The sequence below is a fragment of the Cupriavidus sp. 05T42 genome (assembly GCF_056396345.1).
On record NZ_JBFTLH010000023.1, the window covers coordinates 38893 to 64254 of the forward strand.

Consider the following 25362-nt stretch of genomic DNA (forward strand, 5'->3'; position numbering starts at 1 on the left):
TTTACGACTTTTGCTTGTTCTGTCGATGCTGCGCCGCGCGGCCCAGCAGCGGCTGGAGCACGGTCGGCAACGCCTTGGGCAGCGTGTCGGGGTAGTCGCGGCTGAAGTGGAGGCCCCGGCTTTCGTGGCGCGAGTACGCGCTGTCGACGATCAGCGCCGCCACTTCGACCAGATTGCGCAGTTCCAGCAGGTCGCGCGTGACGCGGAAGTTGGCGTAGTACTCGGCAATTTCCTCGCGTAACAGACCAATCCGGTGCTGGGCGCGCTMGAGGCGCTTGTCCGTGCGGACGATGCCGACGTAGTTCCACATCATGCGGCGCAGTTMGTCCCAGTTGTGGGACACCACCACTTCCTCGTCCGCATCGGCCACGCGGCTGGCATCCCAGGCGGGCAGGCTGATATCCGGCGCGCCGGCCTTGTCCTGCCGGGCGATGTCCTCGGCGGCTGCGCGACCGATCACCATGCATTCGAGCAGCGAGTTGGAGGCCAGCCGGTTTGCGCCGTGCAGGCCGGTGCAGGCGGTCTCGCCCACGGCATAGAGGTTCGACAGGTCCGTGCGACCCGCAGTGTCGGTCACCACGCCGCCGCACGTGTAGTGGGCGGCCGGTACCACGGGAATCGGCTCGCGGGTGATATCGATGCCCAACTCCAGGCAACGTGCGTAGATCGTCGGGAAATGTTCCTTCAGGAACGCTTCCGGCTGGTGCGTGATGTCGAGGTAGACGCAGTCGAGGCCGCGCTTCTTCATCTCGAAGTCGATCGCGCGCGCCACCACGTCGCGCGGTGCCAGTTCGGCACGCGGATCGTGGTCGGGCATGAAGMGGGTGCCGTCGGGCAACTTCAGCAGGCCACCTTCGCCACGTACCGCCTCGGAAATCAGGAACGACTTKGCGTAGGGGTGGTAGAGGCAGGTCGGGTGGAACTGGATAAATTCCATGTTCGACACCCGGCAGCCGGCGCGCCACGCCATGGCGATGCCGTCGCCGGTTGCGGTGTCGGGGTTGGTCGTATAGAGATAGACCTTGCCCGCGCCGCCGGCGGCCAGCACCGTGTGGGTGGCCGTGATGGTACGCACGGCGCCCGTGGTGTCGTCGAGCACATAGAGGCCGTAGCAGCGGTTGCCTGGCAGGCCGAGCTTGGTGGCCGTGATCAGGTCGATCGCGAAGTGGTCCTCGATGATCGTGATGTTCGGGTGCTGGCGTGCCTGCTCGGTCAGCGTGGTGACCACGGCGTGGCCCGTGGCGTCCGCCGCGTGGATGATGCGGCGCCGGCTGTGGCCGCCTTCGCGCGTCAGGTGGAAGCCCAGTTCTGCCTGGGCATCGCGGGTGAAGGGCACGCCCCGGTCGATCAGCCACTGGATGGCCTCGCGTCCATGCTCCACGATGTAGCGCGTCGCGCCTTCGTCGCACAGGCCGGCGCCGGCGACCAGCGTGTCCTGCGTGTGTTCGTCGTGGCTGTCGCCGGAGTCGAGCACTGCGGCGATGCCGCCCTGGGCCCAGTCGCTGGCGCCATGCGTCATGGCGCGCTTGCTGAGGATGACAACCCGGTGGCTATCGGCCAGTTGCAGCGCGACGGTGAGGCCGGCCAGCCCGCTGCCGACGATCGCGACGTCGAAGTTCATGGTGCAGGGTTCGCGCGGAGCGAATGCGCGTCAGGGAAAGCTGGAAAGTGTACACCCGCATACCGGTTCGCGGACGCCCCAGCCCTTGCCGCATAAGGGTTTGCGGTCAATAAAAACGGGCAACAAAAAACCCCGCGAAGCGAGGTGCTCGGCGGGGTTCTTCATCGGAGACCGGATCAATTACTTGATCTTGGTTTCCTTGTAAGGCACGTGCTTACGGGCGACGGGATCGAACTTCGAGATCTCCATCTTTTCCGGCATGGTGCGCTTGTTCTTGGTGGTCGTGTAGAAATGACCCGTACCTGCGGTCGATTCCAGCTTGATCTTGTCGCGTCCGCCTTTGCTGGCCATGTTGTACTCCTATTTAGACTTCGCCGCGTGCGCGCAGGTCGGCGAGCACGGAGTCGATGCCTTTCTTGTCGATCAGGCGCAGGCCGGCGTTCGAGACGCGCAGGCTCACCCAGCGGTTTTCCGATTCAACGAAGAAGCGGCGATTCTGCAGATTGGGCAGAAAACGGCGCTTGGTCTTGTTGTTTGCGTGGGAAACGTTGTTGCCGACCATCGGCGCTTTCCCGGTCACTTGACAGACGCGTGCCATGAAGCACTCCTAAATCTTATTCGTGGACAATGTTCGCAACAGATCAACAAAAGGCGCGCGGGCCCGGACTGCAGCGGATTGAGACTTCAGCAAAACGAACATTATAGACCGGAAACGACTGGCGAATCAACGCCTTCCGCGCTGAGGGGAAGACTTAGTGTTGTGCCGCAGGTTTGCCGTGCTGCCGGGATCACGTGGACGCGCTCACGTGGGCGGGACGGCGGGCAGCCGGTCATGCTCGGCGAACGAATAGATATCGCTGCCGGCGACAATGTAATGGTCCAGCAGCCCGATGTCCAGCACGGCGAGCGCCCGGGCGAGGTGCCGTGTGGTGGAAAGGTCAGCGAAGCTGGGTTCTACGGGGCCGTGCGGGTGGTTGTGGGCGACGATGACATGGGCGGCGTTGTATGAAAGCGCTTCGCGCGCCACTTCTCGTGGATAGACCGTGACGCCACCCAGGGATCCGCGTCCAAGCTCTACATTGGCGAGCAGGCGGTACGCACTATCCAGATAGAGGGCGATGAAGACCTCGTGCGGCAGGCGCGACAGCGTCAGCCGCAGGTAGGCGCGGACCGCGCGCTCGGAATCCAGGCCGCGCGGGGCCTTGAGCGTCTCGGCCAGCGCGCGCCGGGTCAGTTCCGGCACCACGCGCAGCTGGGCCTGCTTGGCGGCGCCCATGCCCTTGATCGTGGCAAGGGTATCGGTATCTGCGGCAAACAGCCGCGTCAGCGAGCCGAAGCGCCCCAGCAGCTCCCGGGCGAGGTCCACGGCGCTCTTGCCGGGGCTGCCCACACGTAGGAAAACAGCGAGTAATTCGGCGTCGGACAATGCTCCCGGGCCGCCCAGCGCCAGCTTTTCGCGGGGGCGCTCCTGGGCGGGCCAGCGGGGAATTGGCAGCATCGACATCGAATCGTCTCCAGAAATTGCCACACTAACTGTCATGCCGGCTGCGACGGAGGCCGGCGGCAGACGGGCCAGTCGAATACAATACGGGTTGTTGACCGGTTGATCACCCATGAATTTGCAAACTTTTGCGTCAGAAGCGGAAGGCGGCGGCGCGGCTGCCCGCAAGACAGTCCTGGCGGACTCCTTCCTGACCCTCCACTACAGCATCTCCCTCGAGAACGGCACCGAAGTCGTGAGCACGTTCGAGGAAAAACCCGCCACGCTGCTGCTTGGCCAGGGCCAGCTCGCGCCCAACCTCGAGGCGGCGCTGCTCGGCATGCCCGAGGGCCAGCGCATGACTTACCGCCTGGCGCCGGAGCATGCCTTCGGCCCGCGCAACCCCGAACTGCTGCAGTGGGTCTCGCTGGCCACGCTGCGCGAGAACAGCTCGTTCGAGGAAGACTATTCGCCCGGCGACCTCGTGGAATTCAATGCACCGAACGGCGGCAAGTACGCCGGCGTGCTAAAGGAATTCGGCGAGACCGCCGCGCTGTTCGACTTCAACCACCCGCTGGCCGGACAGACCATCCTGTTCGATGTCCAATTGATCGGAATTCTCTGATGTCAGCCGTTGTGACGGACCCCAGCATGCCCGAGCTCACCCTCCCCATCGACGCCGAGATCCTGATGGCGCAGCCGCGTGGCTTCTGCGCCGGCGTGGACCGCGCGATCGAGATCGTCGAACGCGCGCTGGCGCTGTTCGGCGCGCCGATCTACGTGCGCCACGAGATTGTCCACAATGCCTACGTGGTGGCCGATCTGCGCAACAAGGGCGCGGTGTTCGTCGACGAACTCGACGAAGTGCCACCCGGTTCGACCGTGATCTTCAGCGCGCATGGCGTGTCGAAGGAAGTGCGCGCAGACGCCACCGCGCGTGGCCTGACCGTGTTCGACGCCACCTGCCCGCTGGTGACCAAGGTGCACGTCGAGGTAGGCAAGATGCGCGCCGAAGGCTGCGAGATCATCATGATCGGCCACAAGGGGCACCCCGAGGTGGAAGGCACGATGGGCCAGGCCGAGCGCGGCATGCTGCTGGTGGAGTCGGTCGAGGACGTCAACCGTCTGGCCGTGTCCGACCCGTCGCAACTGGCCTACGTCACGCAGACCACGTTGTCGGTGGACGAGACTGCCGAGATCGTGGCGGCGCTGAAGGCGCGCTTCCCGGATATCCGCGAGCCCAAGAAACAAGACATCTGCTATGCCACGCAGAACCGCCAGGACGCCGTGAAGTTCATGGCGCCGCAGGTGGAAGTGGTGATCGTGGTGGGCAGCCCGAACAGCTCGAACTCGAACCGCCTGCGCGAGCTGGCGGACCGCCTCGGCGTGCCGGCCTACATGGTCGACGATCCTGACCAGCTCAAGCCCGAGTGGGTGGCAGGCAAGCGCCGGATCGGCCTGACCGCAGGGGCCTCGGCCCCCGAAGCACTGGCCCAGGCCATCGTCGAGCGCCTGCGCACGTTCGGCGTGCGCAGCGTGCGAGCGCTGGAAGGCGTGGAGGAGAACATGTCCTTCCCGCTGCCGCGCGGCCTCGCCAGCGTGTCCGTGCAGTCCTGATCCTGCCTGTTTCCGCCTGATTGCCGGACATCGACCTGAAACGGGTCGGTGTCCGCGCCCGTCGTTMTCCCGTCCCGCCGCTTCTTCTTCCTTCCCCGTTTTTCGCTGTTCTGCCATCGCACCGCGCTGGTGCGTATCGTTGCGTCCGCTATTTTTGTCGCGACGTGCGCTGCCGCACTATCGGAGACATTTAAGGACTTACAAAACCGCGCCCGGCGCCATAATGCCGCAATACGTGTCTTAACACCCAGACAATATCAGGGTAATCCCCGAGGATGGGGTTTTCCCTATTATGGTGCGGCGCTACATTCTGCACATTAGAGAGGCGGCCCGGTATTTGAAATGAAATACCTAATTAATACCTGGCCATTATATGTGGCGCGGCGCAGGCTTGTGACGTGGCGCAAGCGCCTCCGGCGAGACACGGGCACGATTCTTGTAAGCACAGGTGACGGGTCTGCCAAATGGGCGGAGATTGCCCCAATCTGTGCATTGGGGAAATTCCCTAGCGCAATTGGTGGGTAAATGGTTCAGGTTGTTGCGTCGCGTATTGCATCCGCAAAGAAAGGGGATACAATGCGCGCGTTTCAAATTGAAACTAAACAAAGGGCGGTCCAGGGAATACGTCCGGGAGGCGTAGTATTTCCCTGTTTTTGTGAATCCTAGGAGATCACTCATGCAATTCACGTTTGCCAAGATTCTGCCGATCGCGGCMGCTGTGGCGCTGGTCGCTGCATGTGGCAAGAAAGAAGAAAAGCCGGCTGATGCGGCAGCATCGGCACCTGCCGCGGCGGCACCGGCTGCAGGTGGCGGTGAAACCATCGTCAAGATCGGCCACGCGGCTCCGCTGACGGGCGGCATTGCCCACCTTGGCAAGGACAACGAAAACGGCGCGCGCCTGGCCGTGGAAGAAGTCAACAAGACCGGTCTGGAAATCGGCGGCAAGAAGATCAAGCTGGAACTGGTGGGCGAAGACGACGCCGCCGATCCGAAGACCGGCACCGCCGTGGCCCAGAAGCTGGTGGACGCGAAGGTCGTCGCCGTGGTGGGTCACCTGAACTCGGGCGTCTCGATCCCGGCTTCGAAGATCTACAGCGATGCCGGCATCGTCCAGATCTCGCCGTCGTCGACCAACCCCGACTACACCAAGCAAGGCTTCAAGACCACGTACCGCGTGGTGGCTACCGACGCCCAGCAGGGTCCGGCACTGGCCAACTACGCCGCCAAGAGCCTGGGCGCCAAGAGCGTGGCCATCGTCGACGATGCCACCGCCTACGGCAAGGGCCTGGCCGACGAGTTCGAGAAGACCGCCAAGGCTTCGGGCGTGAACGTGGTGGCACGTGAAGCCACCAACGACAAGGCCACGGACTTCAAGGCCATCCTGACCAAGATCAAGGGCAAGAAGCCGGACGTGATCATGTACGGCGGCATGGATGCCACCGGCGGTCCGTTCGCCAAGCAGGCCAAGGAACTGGGCATCACCTCGAAGATCGTGGGCGGCGACGGCGTGTGTACCGACAAGGTGGCTGAGCTGGCCGGCGATGCCGTGACCAACATCATCTGCTCGGAAGCCGGTCTGGCCCTGTCGAAGATGGAAGCCGGCGACGACTTCCAGAAGCGCTACCAGGCACGTTTCAACGCCCCGGTGCAGATCTACGCACCGTTCACGTATGACGCCGTGATGGTGGTCGTCGATGCCATGAAGCGCGCCAACTCGTCCGAGCCGGCCGCCATCCTGGCCGAAATGCCCAAGACGAACTACAAGGGCGTGATCGGCAACATCGCCTTCGACGAAAAGGGCGACATGAAGGAAGGCACCATCACGCTGTACGAGTACAAGGACAAGAAGAAGTCCGTCCTCGACGTCGTGAAGATGTAATTCCGGGCTTACCGGCCCATCCGAACGGCACCGTGAGTATTTTGCGGTGCCGTTCTTTTTAGTCTCGCCAACGGTTGACAGCATCCTTACCATGGATGGAACAGGGCGGGCAGCACACCAGCAAGTCATCACCTCTCTACCMGACCCATCCAACATTACCGTCCCACCCACGGCATCCACACCATGCCGCGCGGCCTGGGGCTGAAGCAGGAGTTTTCATGGATATCTTTATCCAGCAGATCGTGAACGGTCTGGTGCTCGGCAGCATCTATGCGCTGATCGCACTGGGCTACACCATGGTCTACGGCATTCTGGGCATCATCAATTTCGCGCACGGCGACGTGCTGATGATTGGCGCGCTGACCGCGCTGTCGGCCATCATGGGGCTGCAGAAGTTCGCGCCCGGCCTGCCCGAGTGGCTGACGCTGGTGATCGCCACGCTGATCGCCATGCCCGTCTGTGCAGTACTGTCCTTTTCGATCGAGCGGATTGCCTACCGGCCGCTGCGCAACGCGCCGCGCCTGGCCCCGCTGATCACCGCCATCGGCGTCTCCATCATCCTCCAGACGATGGGCATGCTGATCTGGTCGCGCAACCCGCTGACCTTCCCGCAGCTGCTGCCCTCGAGCCCGATCGACATCGGTTCCACGGGCGCCACCATCACCGGCAAGGAAATMGTCATCATCGGCATGGCCGTGATGGTGATGGCTGGCCTGCTGGCCCTGGTCAACCGCACCAAGCTCGGCCGCGCGATGCGCGCCACCGCCGAGAACCAGAAGGTGGCGGGCCTGATGGGCGTGAACCCCAACTTCGTGATTTCGGCCACGTTCATGATCGGCGCCGCCCTGGCGGCGCTGGCAGGCGTGATGATGGCCACCAACTACGGCAACGCGCACTTCTACATKGGCTTCATCCCCGGGCTGAAGGCGTTCACCGCCGCGGTGCTGGGTGGCATCGGCAACCTGGCCGGCGCGATGGTCGGCGGCATGCTGCTGGGCCTGATCGAAGCACTGGGCGCCGGCTACATCGGCGACCTGACCAACGGGGTGTTCGGCTCGAATTACCAGGACGTGTTCGCGTTCGTCGTGCTGATTACCGTACTTGTGTTCCGTCCGTCCGGCATCATGGGCGAACGCGTGGCCGACCGCGCCTGAGGAGAGCGAATCCATGAATACTCCGATTCCATCCACGGCCGTCGCGGCACCGTCGCGCGTGCCGGCCAAGACGCTGGCGGCCCTGCTGGGCTTCCTCGTCGTGGCGCTGTGCGCGCCATTCTTCGTCCAGACCTTCGGCGGCAACTACTGGGTGCGCGTGCTCGACTTCGCGCTGCTCTACATCATGCTGGCGCTGGGCCTGAACATCGTGGTCGGCTTTGCCGGCCTGCTGGACCTGGGCTACATCGCGTTCTACGCGGTGGGCGCCTACCTGATGGCGCTGCTMGGTTCGCCGCACCTCGCCAACCAGTTCGAGTGGATCCACCAGCTGTTCCCGAACGGGCTGCATCTGTCGATGTGGTTCGTGCTGCCCATTGCACTTGGGGTGGCGGCGCTGTTCGGCGTCATGCTGGGCGCGCCTACCCTCAAGCTACGGGGCGACTACCTGGCCATCGTGACGCTGGGCTTCGGTGAGATCGTTCGTATTTTCATGAACAACCTGGACCGCCCGGTCAACATCACCAACGGCCCCAAGGGCATCACGGCGGTAGACCCGGTGCACATCTTCGGCTTCGACTTCTCGAAATCCCACGAGATCTTCGGGCTGAAGTTCACGCCGGTGTTCATGTACTACTACCTGCTGGTGTTCCTGGTCATCGTGATCGTGTTCATCTGCCTGCGCCTGCAGAACTCGCGGATCGGCCGGGCCTGGGTGGCGATTCGTGAAGACGAGATTGCCGCCAAGGCGATGGGCATCAACACCCGTAACGTGAAGCTGCTGGCGTTCGCCATGGGCGCCTCGTTCGGTGGTGTGTCGGGTGCTGTATTCGGCGCATTCCAGGGCTTTGTCTCGCCCGAGTCGTTCACGCTGTGGGAATCGATCTACATCCTGGCCATCGTGGTGCTGGGCGGCATGGGCCATATCCCGGGCGTGATCCTGGGCGGCATCCTGCTGGTGGGCTTCCAGGAACTGCTGCGCGTGGTGGCGGAGCCGATGCAGACCGGCCTGTTCGGCCATGTCATCGTCGATGCCGAGGTGCTGCGCCAGCTGATGTTCGGCCTGGCACTGGTGGGGGTGATGCTGTATCGCCCGGCCGGCATCTGGCCGTCGCCGCGCAAGGAAGATCGCCCGGTGGTGCGCCGGGCGGGCAGCGTTGGCCGTTTCTGACCAGGAGGACATCATGAGCAACAACGAATTCCTCCTGTCCGTACAGGGGGTCAACAAGCGCTTCGGCGGCCTGCAGGCCCTGTCCGACGTGGGCCTGCAGATCCGCAAGGGCGAGATCTACGGCCTGATCGGCCCCAACGGCGCCGGCAAGACCACGTTCTTCAACGTTATCACCGGCCTGTACACGCCCGATTCGGGCGAGTTCGTGCTGGGCGGCAGCGCCTACCAGCCGACGGCCGTGCATGAAGTGGCCCGGACCGGCATTGCCCGCACGTTCCAGAACATCCGCCTGTTCGGCGAGATGACCGCGCTGGAGAACGTGATGGTGGGCCGCCACGTGCGGACCAAGGCCGGCGTGCTCGGCGCGATCTTCCGTCCGCCCTCGGTACGGCGCGAGGAAGAGGGCATCGAGGACATGGCCCACGATCTGCTGGACTACGTCGGCATCGGCAAGTACGCCAACTTCACCGCGCGCAACCTCTCCTACGGCCACCAGCGCCGCCTGGAGATTGCCCGCGCGCTGGCCACCGAGCCCAAGCTGCTGGCGCTGGACGAGCCTGCGGCCGGCATGAACGCCACCGAGAAGGTGGAGTTGCGCGGCCTGCTCGACAAGATCCGCAACGACGGCCGCACCATCCTGCTGATCGAGCACGATGTGAAGCTGGTGATGGGCCTGTGCAACCAGATGACCGTGCTGGACTACGGCAAGGTCATCGCCCAGGGCCTGCCGCAAGACGTGCAGAACAATCCCGCGGTGATCGAGGCTTACCTCGGCGCATCGGCACACTAAGGCGGGAGAGACGCGCAATGAAACAGACAGTACTGAAGATTTCCGGCCTGAAGGTCGCCTACGGCGGCATCCAGGCCGTCAAGGGCGTGGACCTGGACATCCACGACGGCGAGCTGGTGACGCTGATCGGCGCCAACGGCGCGGGCAAGACCACCACCATGAAGGCCATCACCGGCCTGCAGGGCTGGGCCGGCGGCGACGTGGAGTACATGGGCAAGTCGATCAAGGGCGTGCCCAGCTACACGCTGCTGAAGCAGGGTCTGGCGATGGTGCCGGAAGGCCGCGGCGTGTTCGCGCGCATGACCATCACCGAGAACCTGCAGATGGGCGCGTACACGCGCAACGATGACGCGGGCATCAAGCGCGATATCGACCGCATGTTCGAGACCTTCCCGCGCCTGAAGGAGCGGGCGGACCAGCTGGCCGGCACGATGTCTGGCGGCGAGCAGCAGATGCTGGCCATGGCGCGCGCGCTGATGAGCCAGCCCAAGCTGCTGCTGCTGGACGAGCCGTCGATGGGTCTCTCGCCGATCATGGTCGAGAAAATCTTCGAGGTGGTCCGCACGGTGTCCGCGCAGGGCGTGACCGTACTGCTGGTGGAGCAGAACGCGCGCCTGGCGCTGCAGGCTGCCCACCGCGGCTACGTGATGGAGTCCGGCCTGATCACCATGAGCGGCGACGCCAAGCAGATGCTGGACGACCCCAAGGTGCGCGCGGCCTACCTGGGCGAGTAATCGCCCGGCAGCATCCCGGCCAGTAAAAAAGCCTCGCGATTCGCATCGCGAGGCTTTTTTTATCGACCGAAGCCGGGGATCAGGCCAGCTTCTTGAGCAGCGTGCGTAGCATGCCGATCATCTGGTCGATCTCGCCGCGCGTGACGTTCAGCGCCGGCATGAAGCGCAGCAGGCCCGGACGCGGGGCGTTCAGCAGCAGTCCTTCCGGCCCCATGTCGCGGGCTTCTTCCACGATCTGCGCGCCGATCTCCTTGTTCAGCACCAGCGCGCGCAGCAAGCCTTCGCCACGCTCGCCACCCAGGCCGAATTCGGCCGACAGCGCCAGCAGCTGCTCGCGCAGGTACTCGGCCTTGGCCTTTACCTCGTCCAGGAAGCCCGGCGCGGTCAGCTGGGCGATCACGCTGCTGCCCACCGCCGTCATCAGCGGGTTGCCGTTGTAGGTGCCGCCCTGGTCGCCGGCCTCGAAGCTGGCCACCTCGGCCTTGCAGAGCAGGGCGGAGAGCGGCACGCCGCCGCCGATGCCCTTGCCCAGCGTCATGATGTCCGGCTCCACGCCCGACAGCTCGTAGGCGAACAGCGTGCCGCAGCGGCCGCAGCCGGTCTGCACTTCATCGACGATGAACAGCAGCTTGTGCTTGTCCGCCAGCGCGCGCAGGCCTTGCATGAACTCGCGCGTGGCGGGAATCACGCCGCCTTCGCCCTGCACCGGCTCCAGCATGATGCCGACGGTCTTGTCGGTGATCAGGGCCTCCACGGAAGCCAAATCGTTCAGCTCCGCCTTCGGGAAGCCCGGCACCTGCGGCGCGAAGATGGTGTCCCAGCCGGCCTTGCCCGACGCGCTCATGGTGGCGAGCGTGCGGCCATGGAAGCTGTGGTCCATGGTGATGATCTCGTACGCGCCGTTCTTGTGCTTGCGCCCCCACTTGCGGGCCAGCTTGATGGCGCCTTCGTTGGCCTCGGCGCCGCTGTTGGCGAAGAAGACCTTGTCGAAGCAGCTGTTGTCGGTGAGCTGCTTGGACAGCACCAGCATCGGCTCGTTGTAGAAGGCGGGGCTCGGGTTCAGCAGCTTGCGGGCCTGCTTCTCCAGCGCCTCGATCATGCCTTCGTTCGAATGGCCCAGGCTGTTCACCGCCCAGCCCTGCACGAAGTCCAGGTATCGCTTGCCGTTATGGTCCGTCAGCCAGGAGCCCTTGCCTTCGGTGAAGACCAGCTCGGGGCGGTTGGTGATGTACATCAGGGATTGGACGGGAAAATCGGCAAATGCCATGGCGGACTCCTGGGTTCGGCGAGTAAGGGGTGAGAGGATCAGACCGGCAAAAACAAAAAGCCACGGGGGTTGCCCGTGGCTTGTCGACCTGAACAGATGCGATGGACGGTCAGCCGCGAGGCACCCTGAGAGGGAGCGACGTACGTGCGCGGCGTCGGAGCATGATCGTGTTCATGTCGGCCAATATAAGGCGCATGCACCCGGGTGTCAAAACCAAATGTGGAAAGTCTGGCAGACCCGGGTGGCATTGTTGTGTCGACGGAACGGCTTGGGGGTGGTCAGGCGGCCCCGGCCGGGTGCATGTCGGCCTCGGACGTGAACGAATCGGCGAAGAACGCGTCCTCGTGCAGTTTGCACTGGGCGGTGAAGTCCGTGCGGGCCGCGTTGACCATCACCGGGGCGCCGCAGGCGTAGACCTCGTGGCCGGACAGGTCCGGATGATCGTCGATCACGGCCTGGTGCACGAAGCCGGTGCGGCCAGCCCAGTTGTCGTCGGGCTGGGCGTTGGAGATCACCGGCACGTACTGGAAGTTCGGCAGGTCGCGCGCCCACTGCTCGCACAGCGTGTGCATGTAGAGGTCGGCCGGGCGGCGGCCGCCCCAGTACAGCGTCATCTTGCGGTCGATGCCGGTATAGGCGGCATGCTCGACGATGGCCTTGATCGGCGCGAAACCCGTGCCGGAGGCCAGCAGGATGATCGGCTTGTCCGAGTCCTCGCGCAGGAAGAAGCTGCCCAGCGGGCCTTCGAAGCGCAGGATGTCGCGCTCCTTCATGGCCGGGGCGCCTTCCTTGGCACCGAACACGTAGTCGGTGAACGCGCCGCCGGGCATATGGCGGATGTGCAGCTCGATCGGGCCTTCCTCGTGCGGCGGCGTGGCGATGGAGTAGCTGCGGCGCTTGCCGTCCCGCAGCAGGAATTCCACGTACTGGCCGGCCAGGTACTGCATGCGCTCGGTGGCGGGCAGTTGCAGGCGGATGGCGATCACGTCGTCCGCCAGGCGCTCCAGCGTGCTCACGCGGCAGGGAATCTTCTTGATGGGGATGTCACCGGCGCCGTGTACTTCGCGGCACTCGATGGTGATATCCGAAGTGGCGTTGGCGCAGCAGAACAGCGCGCGGCCTTCGGTCTTTTCCTGGGCCGTCAGGGCCGAGGCGGCATGGTCGCCCTGGACGAAGCTGCCTTCGACCACACGGCCCTTGCAGGAGCCACAGGCGCCGTTCTTGCAGCCGTAGGGCAGGCCGATGCTGTGGCGCAGGGCCGCGCCGAGGATGGTTTCATCGGCAGCCACCTCGAACTTGTGGCCGCTGGGCATGACGGTTACTTGATAAGCCATAATCAGGTCTATGAGCCAAATTCTGTCGCCGCATGCGGCATTGTCTTACTCCCGGGCGGGTCGCCGCCTGGGCCGTCCGCGCCTGCTGATCGTCGGCTGCGGTGATGTCGGTTCGCGGGTGCTGCGCCTGCTGGCGACGCGCATGCGCGTGTTCGCCGTGACGTCGCAGCCTGCCCGGCGGGCCGAGTTGCGCGCCGCGGGCGCGGTGCCGCTGGTGGCCGATCTGGACCRGCCTGCCACGCTGGCAAGGCTGCGTGGACTGGCGGACCGGGTCATCGACCTGGCCCCGCCGCCCGCGCAGGGGAATGGCGATCCGCGCACACGTGCCTTGCTGGCTGCGTTGCGCCGTACGGCATGGCGCCGCGCCCGGTCGGGGCGCATGGCTGCCCACGCCGCCAGCGAGGCCGCCATTCTACCCGAGCGAGGCTGGCACCGCGCGTTTGAGGCGGCGGCCCGGCATCAGTCCGCCGGAGCCTTTGTCTATGCCAGCACGACTGGCGTCTATGGCGATCGGGGCGGCGCCCGCGTCCAGGAATTCGACACCGTGCGGCCGAAGACGCCCCGGGCGCGCCGCCGCGTGGCGGCCGAGTCCGCCGTGCGCCAGTTCGGGCGCGACGCAGGCTGGCGCGCCAGCATCGTCCGCATTCCCGGCATCTACGCGGCGGACCGCCTGCCCGTAGCCCGCCTGCACAAGGGCACGCCGGCGCTGGCGCCGCAGGACGACGTCTACACCAGCCATATCCACGCCGACGACCTCGCCCGCACCATGATCGCGGCGCTCTGGCGCGGCCGGCCCCAGCGCGTGGTGCACGCCAGCGACGACACCGAGCTGCGCATGGCCGATTACTTCGACCTCGTGGCAGACCGCCGTGGCCTGCCCCGGCCCCCGCGCATCACCCGCGAGCAAGCGCGCGAGGTGATCGAGCCGGCACTGCTGAGCTTCATGAGCGAATCGCGCCGGCTCGACAACGGCCGGCTCAAGCGCGAGTTGCGGCTGCGGCTGCGCTATCCCACCGTCACGGACTTCTTCGACGCCTGACTGGGCCCTGACCCAGCCTGCGGCTCCCCTGGCACACCGCTTGCGATCCCTATCGCCGCGGTGCTGCTGTCTATACAGGACTGTGCACAATCACCCCATAACGGTGCGATTCAAGGCGTATTCGGCGCTTTTATAGGGCCTCGCCTAGTGCAAACCCCGCGTTGACTTGTATAGACAGGCATTGCACCATTGCCCGACCACAAAGGAGCCGACAGCATGACCCTGCACCGCCGCGCAACGCTCGCCGCCATCGCCCTCGCATCCCTCGTCACCACGCTCGCCGTCCCGGCCCACGCGCAGAACACGCCCGTGACGCTCGGCATGAGTGGCTGGACCGGCTTCGCCCCGCTCACGCTCGCCGACAAGGCCGGCATCTTCAAGAAGAACGGCGTGGACGTGGATATCAAGATGATTCCGCAGAAGGACCGTCACCTGGCGCTGGCCTCGGGCGCGATCCAGTGCGCGGCCACCACGGTGGAGACCCACGTGGCCTGGAATGCCAACGGCGTGCCGATCACGCAGATCGTGCAATTAGACAAGTCTTATGGCGCGGACGGCCTGGCCGTGCGCGGGGATGTGAAGTCCTTCGCGGACCTCAAGGGCAAGACCATTGGCGTGGATGCGCCGGGCACCGCGCCGTACTTCGGCCTGGCGTGGATGCTCAAGAAGAACGGCATGACGCTCAAGGACGTGAAGCTGACCACGCTGTCCCCGCAGGCCGCGGCGCAGGCTTTCGTGGCCGGGCAGAACGATGGCGCGATGACCTACGAGCCGTATCTGTCGACGGTGCGCGCCAATCCGGACAAGGGCAAGATCCTCGCCACCACGCTCGACTACCCGATGGTCACCGACACCCTCGGCTGCGCGCCGAAATGGCTCAAGGACAATCCCAAGGCCGCCCAGGCGTTGGTGGACAGCTACTTCGAGGCCCTTGAGATGATTCGCAAGGATCCGGCCAAGTCGAACGAGATCATGGGTGCGGCGGTCAAGCAGACCGGCGAGCAGTTCGCCAAGTCGTCGGCCTACCTGCGCTGGCAGGACAAGGACGCCAATCGCACCTTCTTCGCGGGCGAGCTGGCCAGCTTCAGCAAGGAGGCCGCGGCCGTGCTGCTCGATATCGGCGTGATCCGCCAGGCGCCGGACGTGACCACGCTCTATGACGCCCGATTCCTCAAGTAAGCCGGAGGCCGCCGTGAGCCAGATTTCCCAGGTTTCCACGCCCGTGGCGCGCATGCCCGCACCGGCGAACGGTGCAAGCGGCGATGACAGCACCGCCGCCGCGCGCCGCCGCCATCCGTGGCTGTCGCCGCTGGTGCCGGTGGGCGGCCACGCGCGCTGGCTGCTCGGCCTGTCGTTCTTCGCGGTCTTCTTCGCGGTGTGGGCGGCGGTCACGCTGGGCGGCTTCGTGCCGCGCACCTTCCTGGCCGACCCGCTGACCATGGCGCGCGAAGGCGTGGTCCTGTTCACGCAATACAACTTCCTCGGCGACATCGGCATGACGGTGTGGCGCGTGGTCGGCGGCTTCTTGCTGGCCGCCGTGCTGGCCGTACCGCTCGGCATCTTCATGGGCGCGTACAAGGCGGCGGAAGCGTTCTTCGAGCCCTTTGTCTCGTTCTGCCGCTACCTGCCGGCCTCGGCCTTTATCCCGCTGCTGATCCTCTGGGCCGGCATCGGCGAGACGCAGAAGCTGCTGGTGATCTTCATCGGCTCGTTCTTTCAGATTGTGCTGATGGTGGCGGTGACGGTGGGCGGGGCGCGCAAGGATCTGGTGGAGGCCGCCTACACGCTCGGCGCCACGCCGCGCGGCATCGTGCGGCGCGTGCTGATTCCGGGCGCGGCGCCGGAGATTGCCGAAATCCTGCGGCTGGTGCTGGGCTGGGCCTGGACCTATGTGATCGTGGCGGAGCTGATCGGCTCGTCGTCCGGCATCGGCCACATGATCACGGACAGCCAGGCGCTGCTCAACACCGGGCAGATCATCTTCGGGATCATCGTTATCGGCTGCATCGGGCTGGTGTCCKATCTCGTCTTCAAGCTGGCCAACCAGCGCCTGTTTCCGTGGAGTTCGATCAAATGAGCGCGCTGTCGATCCAGCAGGTTTCTCGTACTTTTTCGAATCCGCGCGGTGGCGTCACCCAGGCGCTGCTGCCGGTGGACTTCGATGTGCGCGATAACGACTTCGTCACCATCCTTGGCCCGTCAGGCTGCGGCAAGTCCACGCTGCTGCGCATCGTGGCAGGGCTGGACACGCCCTCGGGCGGGCGCGTGCTGCTCGACGGCCAGCCGGTGGCCGGGCCGGGCGCCGATCGCGGCATGGTGTTCCAGTCGTACACGCTCTTTCCGTGGCTGACCATCGAGCAGAACGTGCGCTTCGGCTTGCGTGAGCGCGGCATGAGCGCGGCGGACCAGAAGGAGCGGAGCGACTATTTCATGGCCCGCGTGGGGCTGCGCGGCTTCGAGCACCACTACCCGAAGCAGCTCTCGGGCGGCATGCAGCAGCGCACGGCGATTGCCCGCGCGTTGGCCAACGACCCCAAGATCCTGCTGCTCGACGAGCCCTTCGGCGCGCTGGACAACCAGACCCGCGTGCTGATGCAGGAGCTGCTGCTCGGCATCTGGGAGTCCGCGCGCAAAACGGTATTATTCGTCACGCACGATATCGACGAGGCCATCTTCATGGCCAACCGCGTGGCGGTGTTTTCCGCCAGACCGGGTCGGATCAAAAGCGAGATCGCGGTGGATTTCCCCCATCCGCGCCATTACACGATCAAGACTTCGCCCGAGTTCTCCGCGCTGAAGGCGCGGCTGACCGAGGAAATTCGTGCCGAGGCCATGGCCGCGGCCGAGCACTGACCGCCATGAATCACCCCGCTGCCGGCCCCATCCCGACCAACCCCTCCACGCCTTCGGCGCCCTCCGCGCTCTATCAGCAGGTGAAGGAGTACATCGCCCGCCAGATCCAGAGCGGCGCATGGCAGCCGGGCGACCGCGTGCCGTCGGAGCAGGAGCTGGTGACCCGGTTCTCGGTGTCGCGCATGACCGTCAACCGGGCGCTGCGCGAGCTGTCCGAGCAGGGCAGGGTGGTGCGCGTGGCCGGCGTGGGCACCTTCGTGGCGGAGCACAAGCCGCAATCGACGCTGCTCTCCGTGGTCAACTTGCAGGACGAGATCCGCATGCGCGGCCATGACTATGCGTGCGATGTGATCCTGGTGGAGCGCGTCTCGGCGTCGATCGAGGTGGCGGCGGCGCTCGAGCTGCGCACCGGCGAGTCGGTCTATCACTCGGTCTGCGTGCATCGCGAGGACGGCGTCCCGGTGCAGTTGGAAGACCGCTACGTCAATCCGCGCGTGGCGCCGGACTTCATCACCCAGGATTTCCGCGATACGCAGCCGGGCGAATACCTGCTGCGCAACGTGCCTTACGACCAGGTGGAACACGTGGTCGATGCGATTGCCGCTACCCCCKAGCAGGCCGCGCAACTGGAAATGCCGCCGACCCAACCGTGCCTGCTCCTGACGCGGCGCACCTGGACGAGTGGCGTGCCGGTCACGTTCGTGCGCTGCCTGCATCCGGGCAACCGCTATCGCCTCGGCAGCCGCTTCCGCGCCGACGGCAATCCGGCCTTCGGCTAAAACTGAGTAGCTGGGGCCAGTTAGTACTGGCCTTCGGCCCCCATTTTCGACTAACCTGTATAGACAGGCTCATACAACTGATTTTAGAACGCGGTTGAGCCGATTCTCAAAAGATCCCCAAAGATCCAACAGGACGATGCAGCACATGACCACTCCCGATTCCCGCCCCGACCTGACGCTGGACCCCGGCCACGTCACCCTGGCCGACCTGCGCCGCATCTACCGGGGCGAAGTGCGCCTGGTGATGGCGGACGCGGCCTGGGCCGGCGTGCGCGCGGCGCAGGCCACCGTGCAGGACATCATCGACGCCGACGCCGTCGTCTACGGCATCAACACCGGCTTCGGCAAGCTGGCCCAGTCGCGCATTCCGCATGACAAGCTGGCCGAGCTGCAACGCAACCTCGTGCTCTCCCACAGCGTGGGCACCGGCCCGGACCTCGCGGCGGACACCGTGCGCCTGATCCTGGCGATGAAGGCCATCAGCCTCGCGCGCGGCCATTCGGGCGTGCGCCCGGCCGTGATCGAGGCGCTGCTGGCGCTGGCCAACCACGGCGTGACGCCGTGTATCCCGGCCAAGGGCTCGGTGGGCGCCAGCGGCGACCTCGCCCCGTTGGCCCATATGTCGTGMACGCTGATCGGCGTGGGCGATGTCTATATAGATAGCCGCCGCGTGCCGGCGGCGCAGGGGCTGGCCCACGCCGGGCTGGAGACCTTCGCGCTCGGCCCCAAGGAAGGGCTGGCGTTGCTGAACGGCACGCAGGTGTCCACGGCGCTGGCGCTGGCCGGCCTGTTCGCCGCCGAAGACGCCTTCGCGGCCGGATTGGTGGCCGGGGCGCTCTCGCTCGAAGCCATCAAGGGCTCGGTCAAGCCGTTCGATGCGCGCATTCACGCCGCGCGGGGCCAGGTCGGCCAGATCGAGGTGGCCGGTGCGGTGCGGGCGATGCTCGACGGCAGCGAGATCGTCGATTCCCACAAGGGMTGCGGCCGCGTGCAGGACCCGTACTCGATCCGCTGCCAGCCGCAGGTGATGGGCGCCTGCCTGGACAACCTGACTCATGCCGCGCGCATCCTGCGCATCGAGGCCAACGCGGCGTCCGACAACCCGCTGGTCTTCCCCGAACAGGGCGACGTGGTCTCGGGCGGCAACTTCCACGCCGAGCCGGTGGCCTTCGCCGCCGACATCCTCGCGCTGGCCATCGCCGAGATTGGCGCGATTTCCGAACGCCGGCTGGCGCTGCTGCTCGATACCGGGCTGTCCGGCCTGCCGCCGTTCCTGGTGCGCGATGGCGGCCTGCACTCCGGTTTCATGATCGCGCAGGTGACGGCGGCGGCACTCGCCTCCGAGAACAAGTCGCTCTCGCATCCGTCCAGCGTGGACAGCCTGCCCACCTCCGCCAACCAGGAAGACCATGTGTCGATGGCCACCTACGGCGCGCGCCGGCTCGGCGAGATGGCGGCCAATACAGCGGTGATCGTCGGCATCGAGGCGATGGCCGCCGCGCAGGGCATCGAATTCCACCGGCCGCTGAAGTCGTCGCCGCTGGTGGAGCAGGAACTGGCGCGCATCCGCGCCCGCGTGGACTTTGTCGAGGGCGACCGCTACCTCGCGCCCGACATCGAAGCCATGAAGCAATGGGTCGTGCAGGGCGATGCCGGGGCCGGCTGGCCCGAGGCCGTGCGCGCGATCCTGCCGACGAATGCCAGCTGATTTCAGCCTCTGACCCCCATCTGACAAATTCGAATCTCCCAACGGAGCCCCCCGACCATGAACGCTAACGAACACCAATTCCAGCGCGGCCAGCGCGAGATCCGCGCGCCGCACGGCAGCCAGTTGCATTGCAAGAACTGGCTGATCGAAGCTGCCTACCGGATGATCCAGAACAACCTCGACCCCGATGTGGCCGAGCGCCCGCAGGACCTGGTGGTCTACGGCGGCATCGGCAAGGCCGCGCGCAACTGGGAATGCTTCGACGCCATCCTGGACAGCCTGCGCCGCCTGGGCGAGGACGAATCGCTGCTGGTGCAGTCGGGCAAGCCGGTGGGCATTTTCCGCACGCACCCGGACGCGCCGCGCGTGCTGATCGCCAACTCCAACCTCGTGCCGCACTGGGCCAACTGGGACAAGTTCAACGAGCTGGACCGCGCCGGACTGATGATGTACGGCCAGATGACGGCCGGCTCGTGGATCTATATCGGCACGCAGGGCATCGTGCAGGGCAMCTTCGAGACCTTTGTCGAGGCCGGCAACCAGCACTTCGGCGGCGACCTCGCCGGCAAATGGATCCTGACGGCCGGGCTGGGCGGCATGGGCGGCGCGCAGCCGCTGGCCGGGGTGCTGGCCGGAGCCTGCGTGCTGGCCATCGAGTGCGAGGAATCGCGCATCGACTTCCGGCTGCGCACGCGCTATGTGGACAAGAAGGCCACTACGCTGGACGAGGCGCTGGCCATGATCGCCGACGCCACCGCGAAGAAGGAGGCCATCTCGGTCGGCCTGCTCGGCAACGCCGCCGAGATCGTGCCGGAGCTGGCGCGTCGCGCCCAGGCCGGCGGCATGCGGCCGGACATCGTCACTGACCAGACCTCGGCCCATGACCTCGTCAACGGCTACCTGCCCGAGGGCTGGACCGTGGCGCAGTGGGAAGACCTGCGCCAGCGCGACCCGAAGGCGGTGGAAGCCGCCGCGCGCGCGTCCATCGTCAAGCATGTGAAGGCGATGCTGGCCTTCAAGGCGATGGGCGTGCCGACGCTGGACTACGGCAACAACATCCGCCAGGTAGCGTTCGACGAAGGCGTGAAGAACGCGTTCGATTTCCCGGGCTTCGTGCCGGCCTATATCCGCCCGCTGTTCTGCCGTGGCAAGGGGCCGTTCCGCTGGGTGGCGCTCTCGGGCGACCCGGAAGACATCTACAAGACCGACGCCAAGATGAAGGAGCTGTTCCCCGAGGACAAGCACCTGCACCGCTGGCTGGACATGGCGCGTGACCGCATTGCCTTCCAGGGCCTGCCGTCGCGGATCTGCTGGGTGGGGCTGGACGAGCGCCACCGCGCCGGGCTGGCGTTCAACGAGATGGTGAAGTCGGGCGAACTCAAGGCGCCCATCGTGATTGGGCGCGATCACCTCGACTGCGGCTCGGTGGCCTCGCCGAACCGGGAGACCGAGGCCATGCGCGACGGTTCCGATGCCGTGTCAGACTGGCCGCTGCTCAACGCACTGCTGAATACCGCCGGCGGCGCCACCTGGGTCAGCCTGCACCATGGCGGCGGCGTGGGCATGGGCTTCTCGCAGCATGCCGGGGTCGTCATCGTCTGCGATGGCACCGACGCTGCCGCGAAGCGCATCGAACGTGTACTCTGGAATGATCCGGCCACGGGCGTCATGCGCCATGCGGATGCCGGTTACGAGAGCGCCATCGCCTGCGCCCAGGAGAAGGGCCTGGACCTGCCGATGGTGAAGGGTTGAACGCTTGAAAGGTTGGAAGCGAGCATGAAGGAACTGGAGCCGGGTGTGGTGCGGTTTGCCCTCGACGCCATCGCCCCCACGCCGTGGAAGAACGGCGGCGGTACCACGCGCGAGATCGCCGTGTGGCCGCCGGGCGCGGGCATGGACGCCTTCGCGTGGCGCGTAAGCGTGGCGGACATCGTCGCCGACGGGCCGTTCTCGGCCTTCCCCGGCATTGACCGCCAGATCGCGCTGCTGGACGGCGCCGGCGTGCATCTGCAGGCCCACGACGACTCGTTCTGCCACCGGCTCACGGCCATCGGCGAGCCGTTCGGGTTTGCCGGCGACACGGCCGTGCACGCCACGCTGGTGGAGGGCCCGACGCGCGACTTCAACGTGATGTCCCGGCGCGGGGTGTGCCACGCCGACGTGACCCTGCAGCGCCAGCCGTTCGACGTGGAAACCGGCAACGACGCCGTGATGGTGTTCGTGATCCGGGGCGAATGGCGCGGTGCCGATGGCCTGACGCTACGGGATGGCGAGGGCCTGCTGGTGTCGGCAGGCGCTGCGCCGGGCCGGCTGGCGCTGGCACCGGCCGAAATCTCCGCGCTGTGCCTGCGCGTGTTGCTGCAAATGGAGCCTGCTCAATGACGATTTCCCACGCGCCGTCTGCCGATGGCGTCTGGCACCACTGCCACATGCTGCCCGAGCCCGGGCAGGACACGGCGCTCCGCGATGGCGCTATCGTCGTGGCCGATGGCCGCATCGTCTGGATCGGCGCGCACGCGGCGCTGCCGGACAGTTATCTCCACCTGCCGCGCCACGACGCCGGGGGCGCCTGGATCACCCCCGGTCTGGTCGATTGCCATACCCATCTGGTTTATGGCGGCCAGCGCGCCGACGAGTTCGCGATGCGGCTGGCCGGCGCCAGCTACGAGGAGATTGCCCGGGCCGGTGGCGGCATCGTCTCCACGGTGCGCGCCACGCGCGAGGCCGACGAGGACACGCTGTTCGCCCAGGCCGCGGCGCGGCTGCAGCCGCTGCTGGCCGAAGGCGTGACCGCCATCGAAATCAAGTCCGGCTATGGACTCTCGCTGGACGCCGAGCGCAAGCAGTTGCGCGTGGCGCGCCGGCTCGGCACGGCCTTCGGCGTCACCGTCCACACCACCTTCCTGGGTGCGCACGCGCTGCCACCCGAGTACGTGGGCCGGGCGGACGACTATATCGATCTGGTCTGCGACACCATGMTGCCGGCGCTGGCCGGGGAAGGGCTGGTCGATGCCGTGGATGCGTTCTGCGAGGGCATCGGCTTCTCGCCCGCGCAGACCACCCGCGTGTTCGAGGCCGCCACGCGGCACGGCCTGCCCGTCAAGCTCCATGCCGAGCAACTCAGCAACCTCGGCGGCGCGGCGCTGGCGGCGAGCTTCCACGCGCTGTCCGCCGACCATCTCGAACATCTGGACGAGGCCGGCGTACGCGCCATGGCCGCCGCCGGCACCGTGGCCGTGCTGCTGCCGGGCGCCTACTACTTCCTGCGCGACACCCACCTGCCGCCGCTGGCGCTGCTGCGCGAGCACGGCGTGCGGATTGCGCTGGCGACCGACCATAACCCGGGCACCTCGCCGACCACCTCGCTGCTGCTGATGATGAACATGGCCTGCACGCTGTTCCGCATGACCGTGCCCGAGGTGCTGGCCGGGGTGACCACCCACGCGGCGCACGCGCTGGGCGCGGCGGACCGGCATGGCACGCTCGCCGCCGGGCGAGCGGCGGACTTCGTGCTGTGGCAGGTGGCCACGCCAGCCGAGCTGGCCTACTGGTTCGGCCGCAATCCCTGCGCGGCAGTGGTGCGGCAGGGACGGATCTATCCGACTGGGGCTAGCGTGGGGGGCACGCCATGAGCGCGGGCCATCTCTTCGCACCGTCCGCCCTGCTGCCCGAAGGCTGGGCGCGCAACGTCCGCCTGGGCTGGGACGCGCAGGGCAGGCTGACCGAGGTCACGCCCGACGCCACCGCCGCCCCGGGGGACGAACACGCGGCGGGCCCGGTGCTGCCGGGCATGCCCAACCTCCACTCGCACGCATTCCAGCGCGGCTTTGCCGGGCTGACCGAGTACCGCAGCATCACGGCGGACGAAGACCCGGCCGGCGGCGACTCGTTCTGGAGCTGGCGCACGCTGATGTACCGCTTCGCGCTGCGGCTCTCGCCGGACGCGCTGGAGGCCATCGCCACCCAGCTCTATATAGAGATGCTGCGCGCCGGCTATACCAGCGTCTGCGAATTCCATTACGTCCATCATGATCCGGAGGGCCAGCCGTACGCCACGCCCGCCGAGATGTCGCTGCGGCTGCTGCGCGCGGCGCACCGGGCCGGCATCGGCATGACGCTGCTGCCGGTGCTGTACCAGACCGCCGGTTTCGGCGGCAAGCCGGCGCAGGCGGACCAGCGGCGCTTCCTGCACGACACCGATGCCATGCTGGCGCTGCTCGCCGACCTCGCCCCGGCCTGCGCCKAGCACGGCGCGCGGCTCGGGCTGGCGCCGCACTCGCTGCGCGCGGTGCCGCCGGAGAGCCTGGCGCGCGCCGTGGCCGGGCTGCATGCGATGGACGCCACCGCGCCGGTGMACATCCATATCGCCGAACAACAGAAGGAGGTCGATGACTGCCTCGCGTGGTGCGGCGTGCGGCCGGTGGAGTGGCTGCTCGATCACGCGCCAGTCGATGCGCGCTGGTGCCTGATCCACGCCACGCATATGGATTGGGACGAGCGCCGGCGGCTGGCCCACAGCGGCGCGGTGGCCGGCATCTGCCCGACCACCGAGGCCAATCTCGGCGATGGCGTGTTCGATGCCGCGCCCTACCTCGCCCAGCAGGGCGCGTGGGGCATCGGCTCGGACAGCCACGCGAGCGTGAGTGTGGCTGAAGAACTACGAACCTTCGAATACGGCCAGCGGTTGGGCCTGCAACGGCGCAATGTGCTGGCTTCGGCGCAGCATGCCCAGGTGGCGGACCGGCTCTGGCTCGAAGCCGTGGCCGGCGGCGCCCGCGCGGCGGCGCGTAACGTGGCCGGGCTGGCGGTGGGCCAGCAGGCCGATTTCCTCGTGCTGGACGGCGCCCACGCCACGCTGGCGGGGCTGGACGGCCCGCGCGCGCTGGCGACCCACGTGTTCGCCAGCCACGGGCATGAGACACTAGCGGAAGTCCGCACCGCCGGCATCCGCCGGGTGCAGCAGGGTTCGCATCCGCAACAAACGGAAGCGGCCCGGTTGTTCGCCGCCACGCGCGCCGGCCTGCTGGCCGACTGATCTCCTGAAGCAGCCCCCTACATCACGATGTCCTTCACCACCGATACCCCCGCTTTCACCCTGCATCGCGGCACGCGCCCGCTGCTGGTGTCGATGCCGCACGTCGGCACGTACCTGCCCGCGCCGCTGGCCGCCCGCCTCACGGCCGAGGCGCGCACCGTGCCCGATACCGACTGGCACATGGACCGGCTCTATGAATTCGCGCGCGAGCTGGGCGCCTCCGTGCTGATGGCCACCCATTCGCGCTACGTGGTGGACCTGAACCGCCCGCCGGACAACGCGAACCTGTACCCCGGCCAGGACACCACGGGCCTGTGCCCGGTCGACACCTTCGACAAGACGCCGGTCTACGCCGATGGATCGAAGGGCCCGGACGACGCCGAGATCGCCCAGCGCCGCGACGCGATCTGGCATCCGTACCACGCCGCCCTGCAGGAAGAACTGAAGCGCCTGAAGGCCGAACACGGCACCATCGCGCTGTGGGACGCCCACTCGATCCGCTCGGTGCTGCCGCGCTTCTTCGACGGCAAGCTGACCGACTTCAACCTCGGTTCGGCGGATGGCGCGAGCTGCGACAAGGGCCTGGCGGACGATGTGCTGGCGATTGCCAGCGCGGTGCCGGCGCACACCGCCGTGCTCAATGGCCGCTTCAAGGGTGGCTACATCACGCGCCAGTACGGCAACCCGGCCAACGGCGTGCACGCGATCCAGCTCGAGCTGACGCAGTCGTCGTACATGGAAGAGGTCTACCCGTTCGCCTACGACCCGTCGAAGGCCGGCGCCATCCAGCCGGCCATCCGGCAGATGCTGGAGACGGTGCTGGGGTTTGTGGAAGCGCGCTGAGGGTTTGAGGCGCTGACCCTCTTCCGCTGTTGGGGGAAGGGCGCCTGACTCAGGCCGCTAT

At 66.6% G+C, this 25362-nt stretch carries 24 protein-coding genes; 18 read left to right on the plus strand and 6 right to left on the minus strand.

What is annotated here, in order from left to right; all coding sequences use genetic code 11:
• Position 1: 1 nt before the first annotated feature.
• The 4 genes from nadB to radC form a co-directional block, all read right to left on the minus strand.
• A complete protein-coding gene (nadB, locus tag AC1EJR_RS23685) occupies positions 2-1621 on the minus strand; it encodes an L-aspartate oxidase (protein WP_477147637.1) in 1620 nt (539 codons plus the stop codon).
• Between the two features lie 180 nt (positions 1622-1801).
• A complete protein-coding gene (gene rpmG / locus AC1EJR_RS23690; RefSeq protein ID WP_008644909.1) occupies positions 1802-1972 on the minus strand; it encodes a 50S ribosomal protein L33 in 171 nt (56 codons plus the stop codon).
• A gap of 13 nt (positions 1973-1985) precedes the next feature.
• Positions 1986-2219, minus strand: coding sequence for a 50S ribosomal protein L28 (gene rpmB, locus AC1EJR_RS23695; protein WP_006575661.1), 234 nt, complete (start codon positions 2217-2219; stop codon positions 1986-1988).
• A gap of 204 nt (positions 2220-2423) precedes the next feature.
• Positions 2424-3116: a RadC family protein gene (radC, locus tag AC1EJR_RS23700; RefSeq protein ID WP_092301061.1), complete on the minus strand. Its 693-nt coding sequence runs from the start codon at positions 3114-3116 to the stop codon at positions 2424-2426.
• A 118-nt stretch (positions 3117-3234) separates the two neighbouring features.
• On the opposite strand from radC, the gene AC1EJR_RS23705 reads away from it, so the two are divergent.
• From AC1EJR_RS23705 to AC1EJR_RS23735, 7 genes are all read left to right on the plus strand, one after another.
• Positions 3235-3726 carry an FKBP-type peptidyl-prolyl cis-trans isomerase gene (locus tag AC1EJR_RS23705; RefSeq protein ID WP_092300942.1) on the plus strand — a complete coding sequence of 164 codons (492 nt, stop codon included), beginning with the start codon at positions 3235-3237 and terminating at the stop codon, positions 3724-3726.
• Positions 3727-3752: 26 nt separating this feature from the next.
• Positions 3753-4718 carry a 4-hydroxy-3-methylbut-2-enyl diphosphate reductase gene (gene ispH / locus AC1EJR_RS23710; RefSeq protein WP_177220010.1) on the plus strand — a complete coding sequence of 322 codons (966 nt, stop codon included), beginning with the start codon at positions 3753-3755 and terminating at the stop codon, positions 4716-4718.
• Positions 4719-5394: 676 nt separating this feature from the next.
• Positions 5395-6597, plus strand: a complete 1203-nt coding sequence (locus tag AC1EJR_RS23715; protein ID WP_092300936.1) for a branched-chain amino acid ABC transporter substrate-binding protein — start codon at positions 5395-5397, stop codon at positions 6595-6597.
• Positions 6598-6815: 218 nt separating this feature from the next.
• Positions 6816-7751, plus strand: a complete 936-nt coding sequence (locus AC1EJR_RS23720; RefSeq protein WP_477147638.1) for a branched-chain amino acid ABC transporter permease — start codon at positions 6816-6818, stop codon at positions 7749-7751.
• Positions 7752-7764: 13 nt separating this feature from the next.
• Positions 7765-8919: an ABC transporter permease subunit gene (locus AC1EJR_RS23725; protein ID WP_092300930.1), complete on the plus strand. Its 1155-nt coding sequence runs from the start codon at positions 7765-7767 to the stop codon at positions 8917-8919.
• Positions 8920-8932: 13 nt separating this feature from the next.
• Positions 8933-9709, plus strand: a complete 777-nt coding sequence (locus tag AC1EJR_RS23730; protein ID WP_092300927.1) for an ABC transporter ATP-binding protein — start codon at positions 8933-8935, stop codon at positions 9707-9709.
• 17 nt (positions 9710-9726) lie between these two features.
• Positions 9727-10443: an ABC transporter ATP-binding protein gene (locus AC1EJR_RS23735; protein ID WP_092300924.1), complete on the plus strand. Its 717-nt coding sequence runs from the start codon at positions 9727-9729 to the stop codon at positions 10441-10443.
• 79 nt (positions 10444-10522) lie between these two features.
• Here the strand turns inward: AC1EJR_RS23735 and AC1EJR_RS23740 are convergent, their stop codons facing one another.
• Both AC1EJR_RS23740 and AC1EJR_RS23745 read right to left on the minus strand, forming a co-directional pair.
• Positions 10523-11710 carry an acetylornithine transaminase gene (locus AC1EJR_RS23740; protein ID WP_092300921.1) on the minus strand — a complete coding sequence of 396 codons (1188 nt, stop codon included), beginning with the start codon at positions 11708-11710 and terminating at the stop codon, positions 10523-10525.
• Between the two features lie 278 nt (positions 11711-11988).
• A complete protein-coding gene (locus tag AC1EJR_RS23745) occupies positions 11989-13044 on the minus strand; it encodes a CDP-6-deoxy-delta-3,4-glucoseen reductase (protein WP_092300918.1) in 1056 nt (351 codons plus the stop codon).
• A gap of 10 nt (positions 13045-13054) precedes the next feature.
• Here AC1EJR_RS23745 and AC1EJR_RS23750 point away from each other — a divergent pair, with 10 nt between their 5' ends.
• The 11 genes from AC1EJR_RS23750 (at position 13055) to hutG (ending at position 25301) form a co-directional block, all read left to right on the plus strand.
• Entirely contained in the window at positions 13055-14083 is a 1029-nt protein-coding gene (locus AC1EJR_RS23750) for an NAD-dependent epimerase/dehydratase family protein (protein ID WP_477147639.1), read from the plus strand.
• 216 nt (positions 14084-14299) lie between these two features.
• Complete coding sequence (locus tag AC1EJR_RS23755) at positions 14300-15262, plus strand: ABC transporter substrate-binding protein (RefSeq protein WP_092300912.1); 963 nt, start codon at positions 14300-14302, stop codon at positions 15260-15262.
• A 52-nt stretch (positions 15263-15314) separates the two neighbouring features.
• Positions 15315-16160: an ABC transporter permease gene (locus AC1EJR_RS23760; RefSeq protein WP_477147652.1), complete on the plus strand. Its 846-nt coding sequence runs from the start codon at positions 15315-15317 to the stop codon at positions 16158-16160.
• Positions 16157-16936, plus strand: coding sequence for an ABC transporter ATP-binding protein (locus AC1EJR_RS23765; protein WP_092300909.1), 780 nt, complete (start codon positions 16157-16159; stop codon positions 16934-16936). The genes AC1EJR_RS23760 and AC1EJR_RS23765 overlap by 4 nt, the downstream gene beginning before the upstream one ends.
• A 5-nt stretch (positions 16937-16941) precedes the next feature.
• Complete coding sequence (gene hutC, locus AC1EJR_RS23770; protein ID WP_477147640.1) at positions 16942-17715, plus strand: histidine utilization repressor; 774 nt, start codon at positions 16942-16944, stop codon at positions 17713-17715.
• A 145-nt stretch (positions 17716-17860) separates the two neighbouring features.
• A complete protein-coding gene (hutH, locus tag AC1EJR_RS23775) occupies positions 17861-19423 on the plus strand; it encodes a histidine ammonia-lyase (protein WP_477147641.1) in 1563 nt (520 codons plus the stop codon).
• A 57-nt stretch (positions 19424-19480) separates the two neighbouring features.
• On the plus strand, positions 19481-21175 hold the full coding sequence (gene hutU / locus AC1EJR_RS23780; RefSeq protein WP_477147642.1) for a urocanate hydratase: 1695 nt from the start codon (positions 19481-19483) through the stop codon (positions 21173-21175).
• 24 nt (positions 21176-21199) lie between these two features.
• A complete protein-coding gene (locus AC1EJR_RS23785) occupies positions 21200-21805 on the plus strand; it encodes a HutD/Ves family protein (RefSeq protein ID WP_441592332.1) in 606 nt (201 codons plus the stop codon).
• Complete coding sequence (gene hutI / locus AC1EJR_RS23790) at positions 21802-23055, plus strand: imidazolonepropionase (RefSeq protein WP_477147643.1); 1254 nt, start codon at positions 21802-21804, stop codon at positions 23053-23055. Before AC1EJR_RS23785 ends, hutI begins: the two co-directional genes overlap by 4 nt.
• Positions 23052-24458 carry a formimidoylglutamate deiminase gene (locus AC1EJR_RS23795; protein WP_477147644.1) on the plus strand — a complete coding sequence of 469 codons (1407 nt, stop codon included), beginning with the start codon at positions 23052-23054 and terminating at the stop codon, positions 24456-24458. The genes hutI and AC1EJR_RS23795 overlap by 4 nt, the downstream gene beginning before the upstream one ends.
• Positions 24459-24485: 27 nt before the next feature.
• Positions 24486-25301 carry an N-formylglutamate deformylase gene (gene hutG / locus AC1EJR_RS23800; protein ID WP_092300894.1) on the plus strand — a complete coding sequence of 272 codons (816 nt, stop codon included), beginning with the start codon at positions 24486-24488 and terminating at the stop codon, positions 25299-25301.
• Positions 25302-25362: the final 61 nt, after the last annotated feature.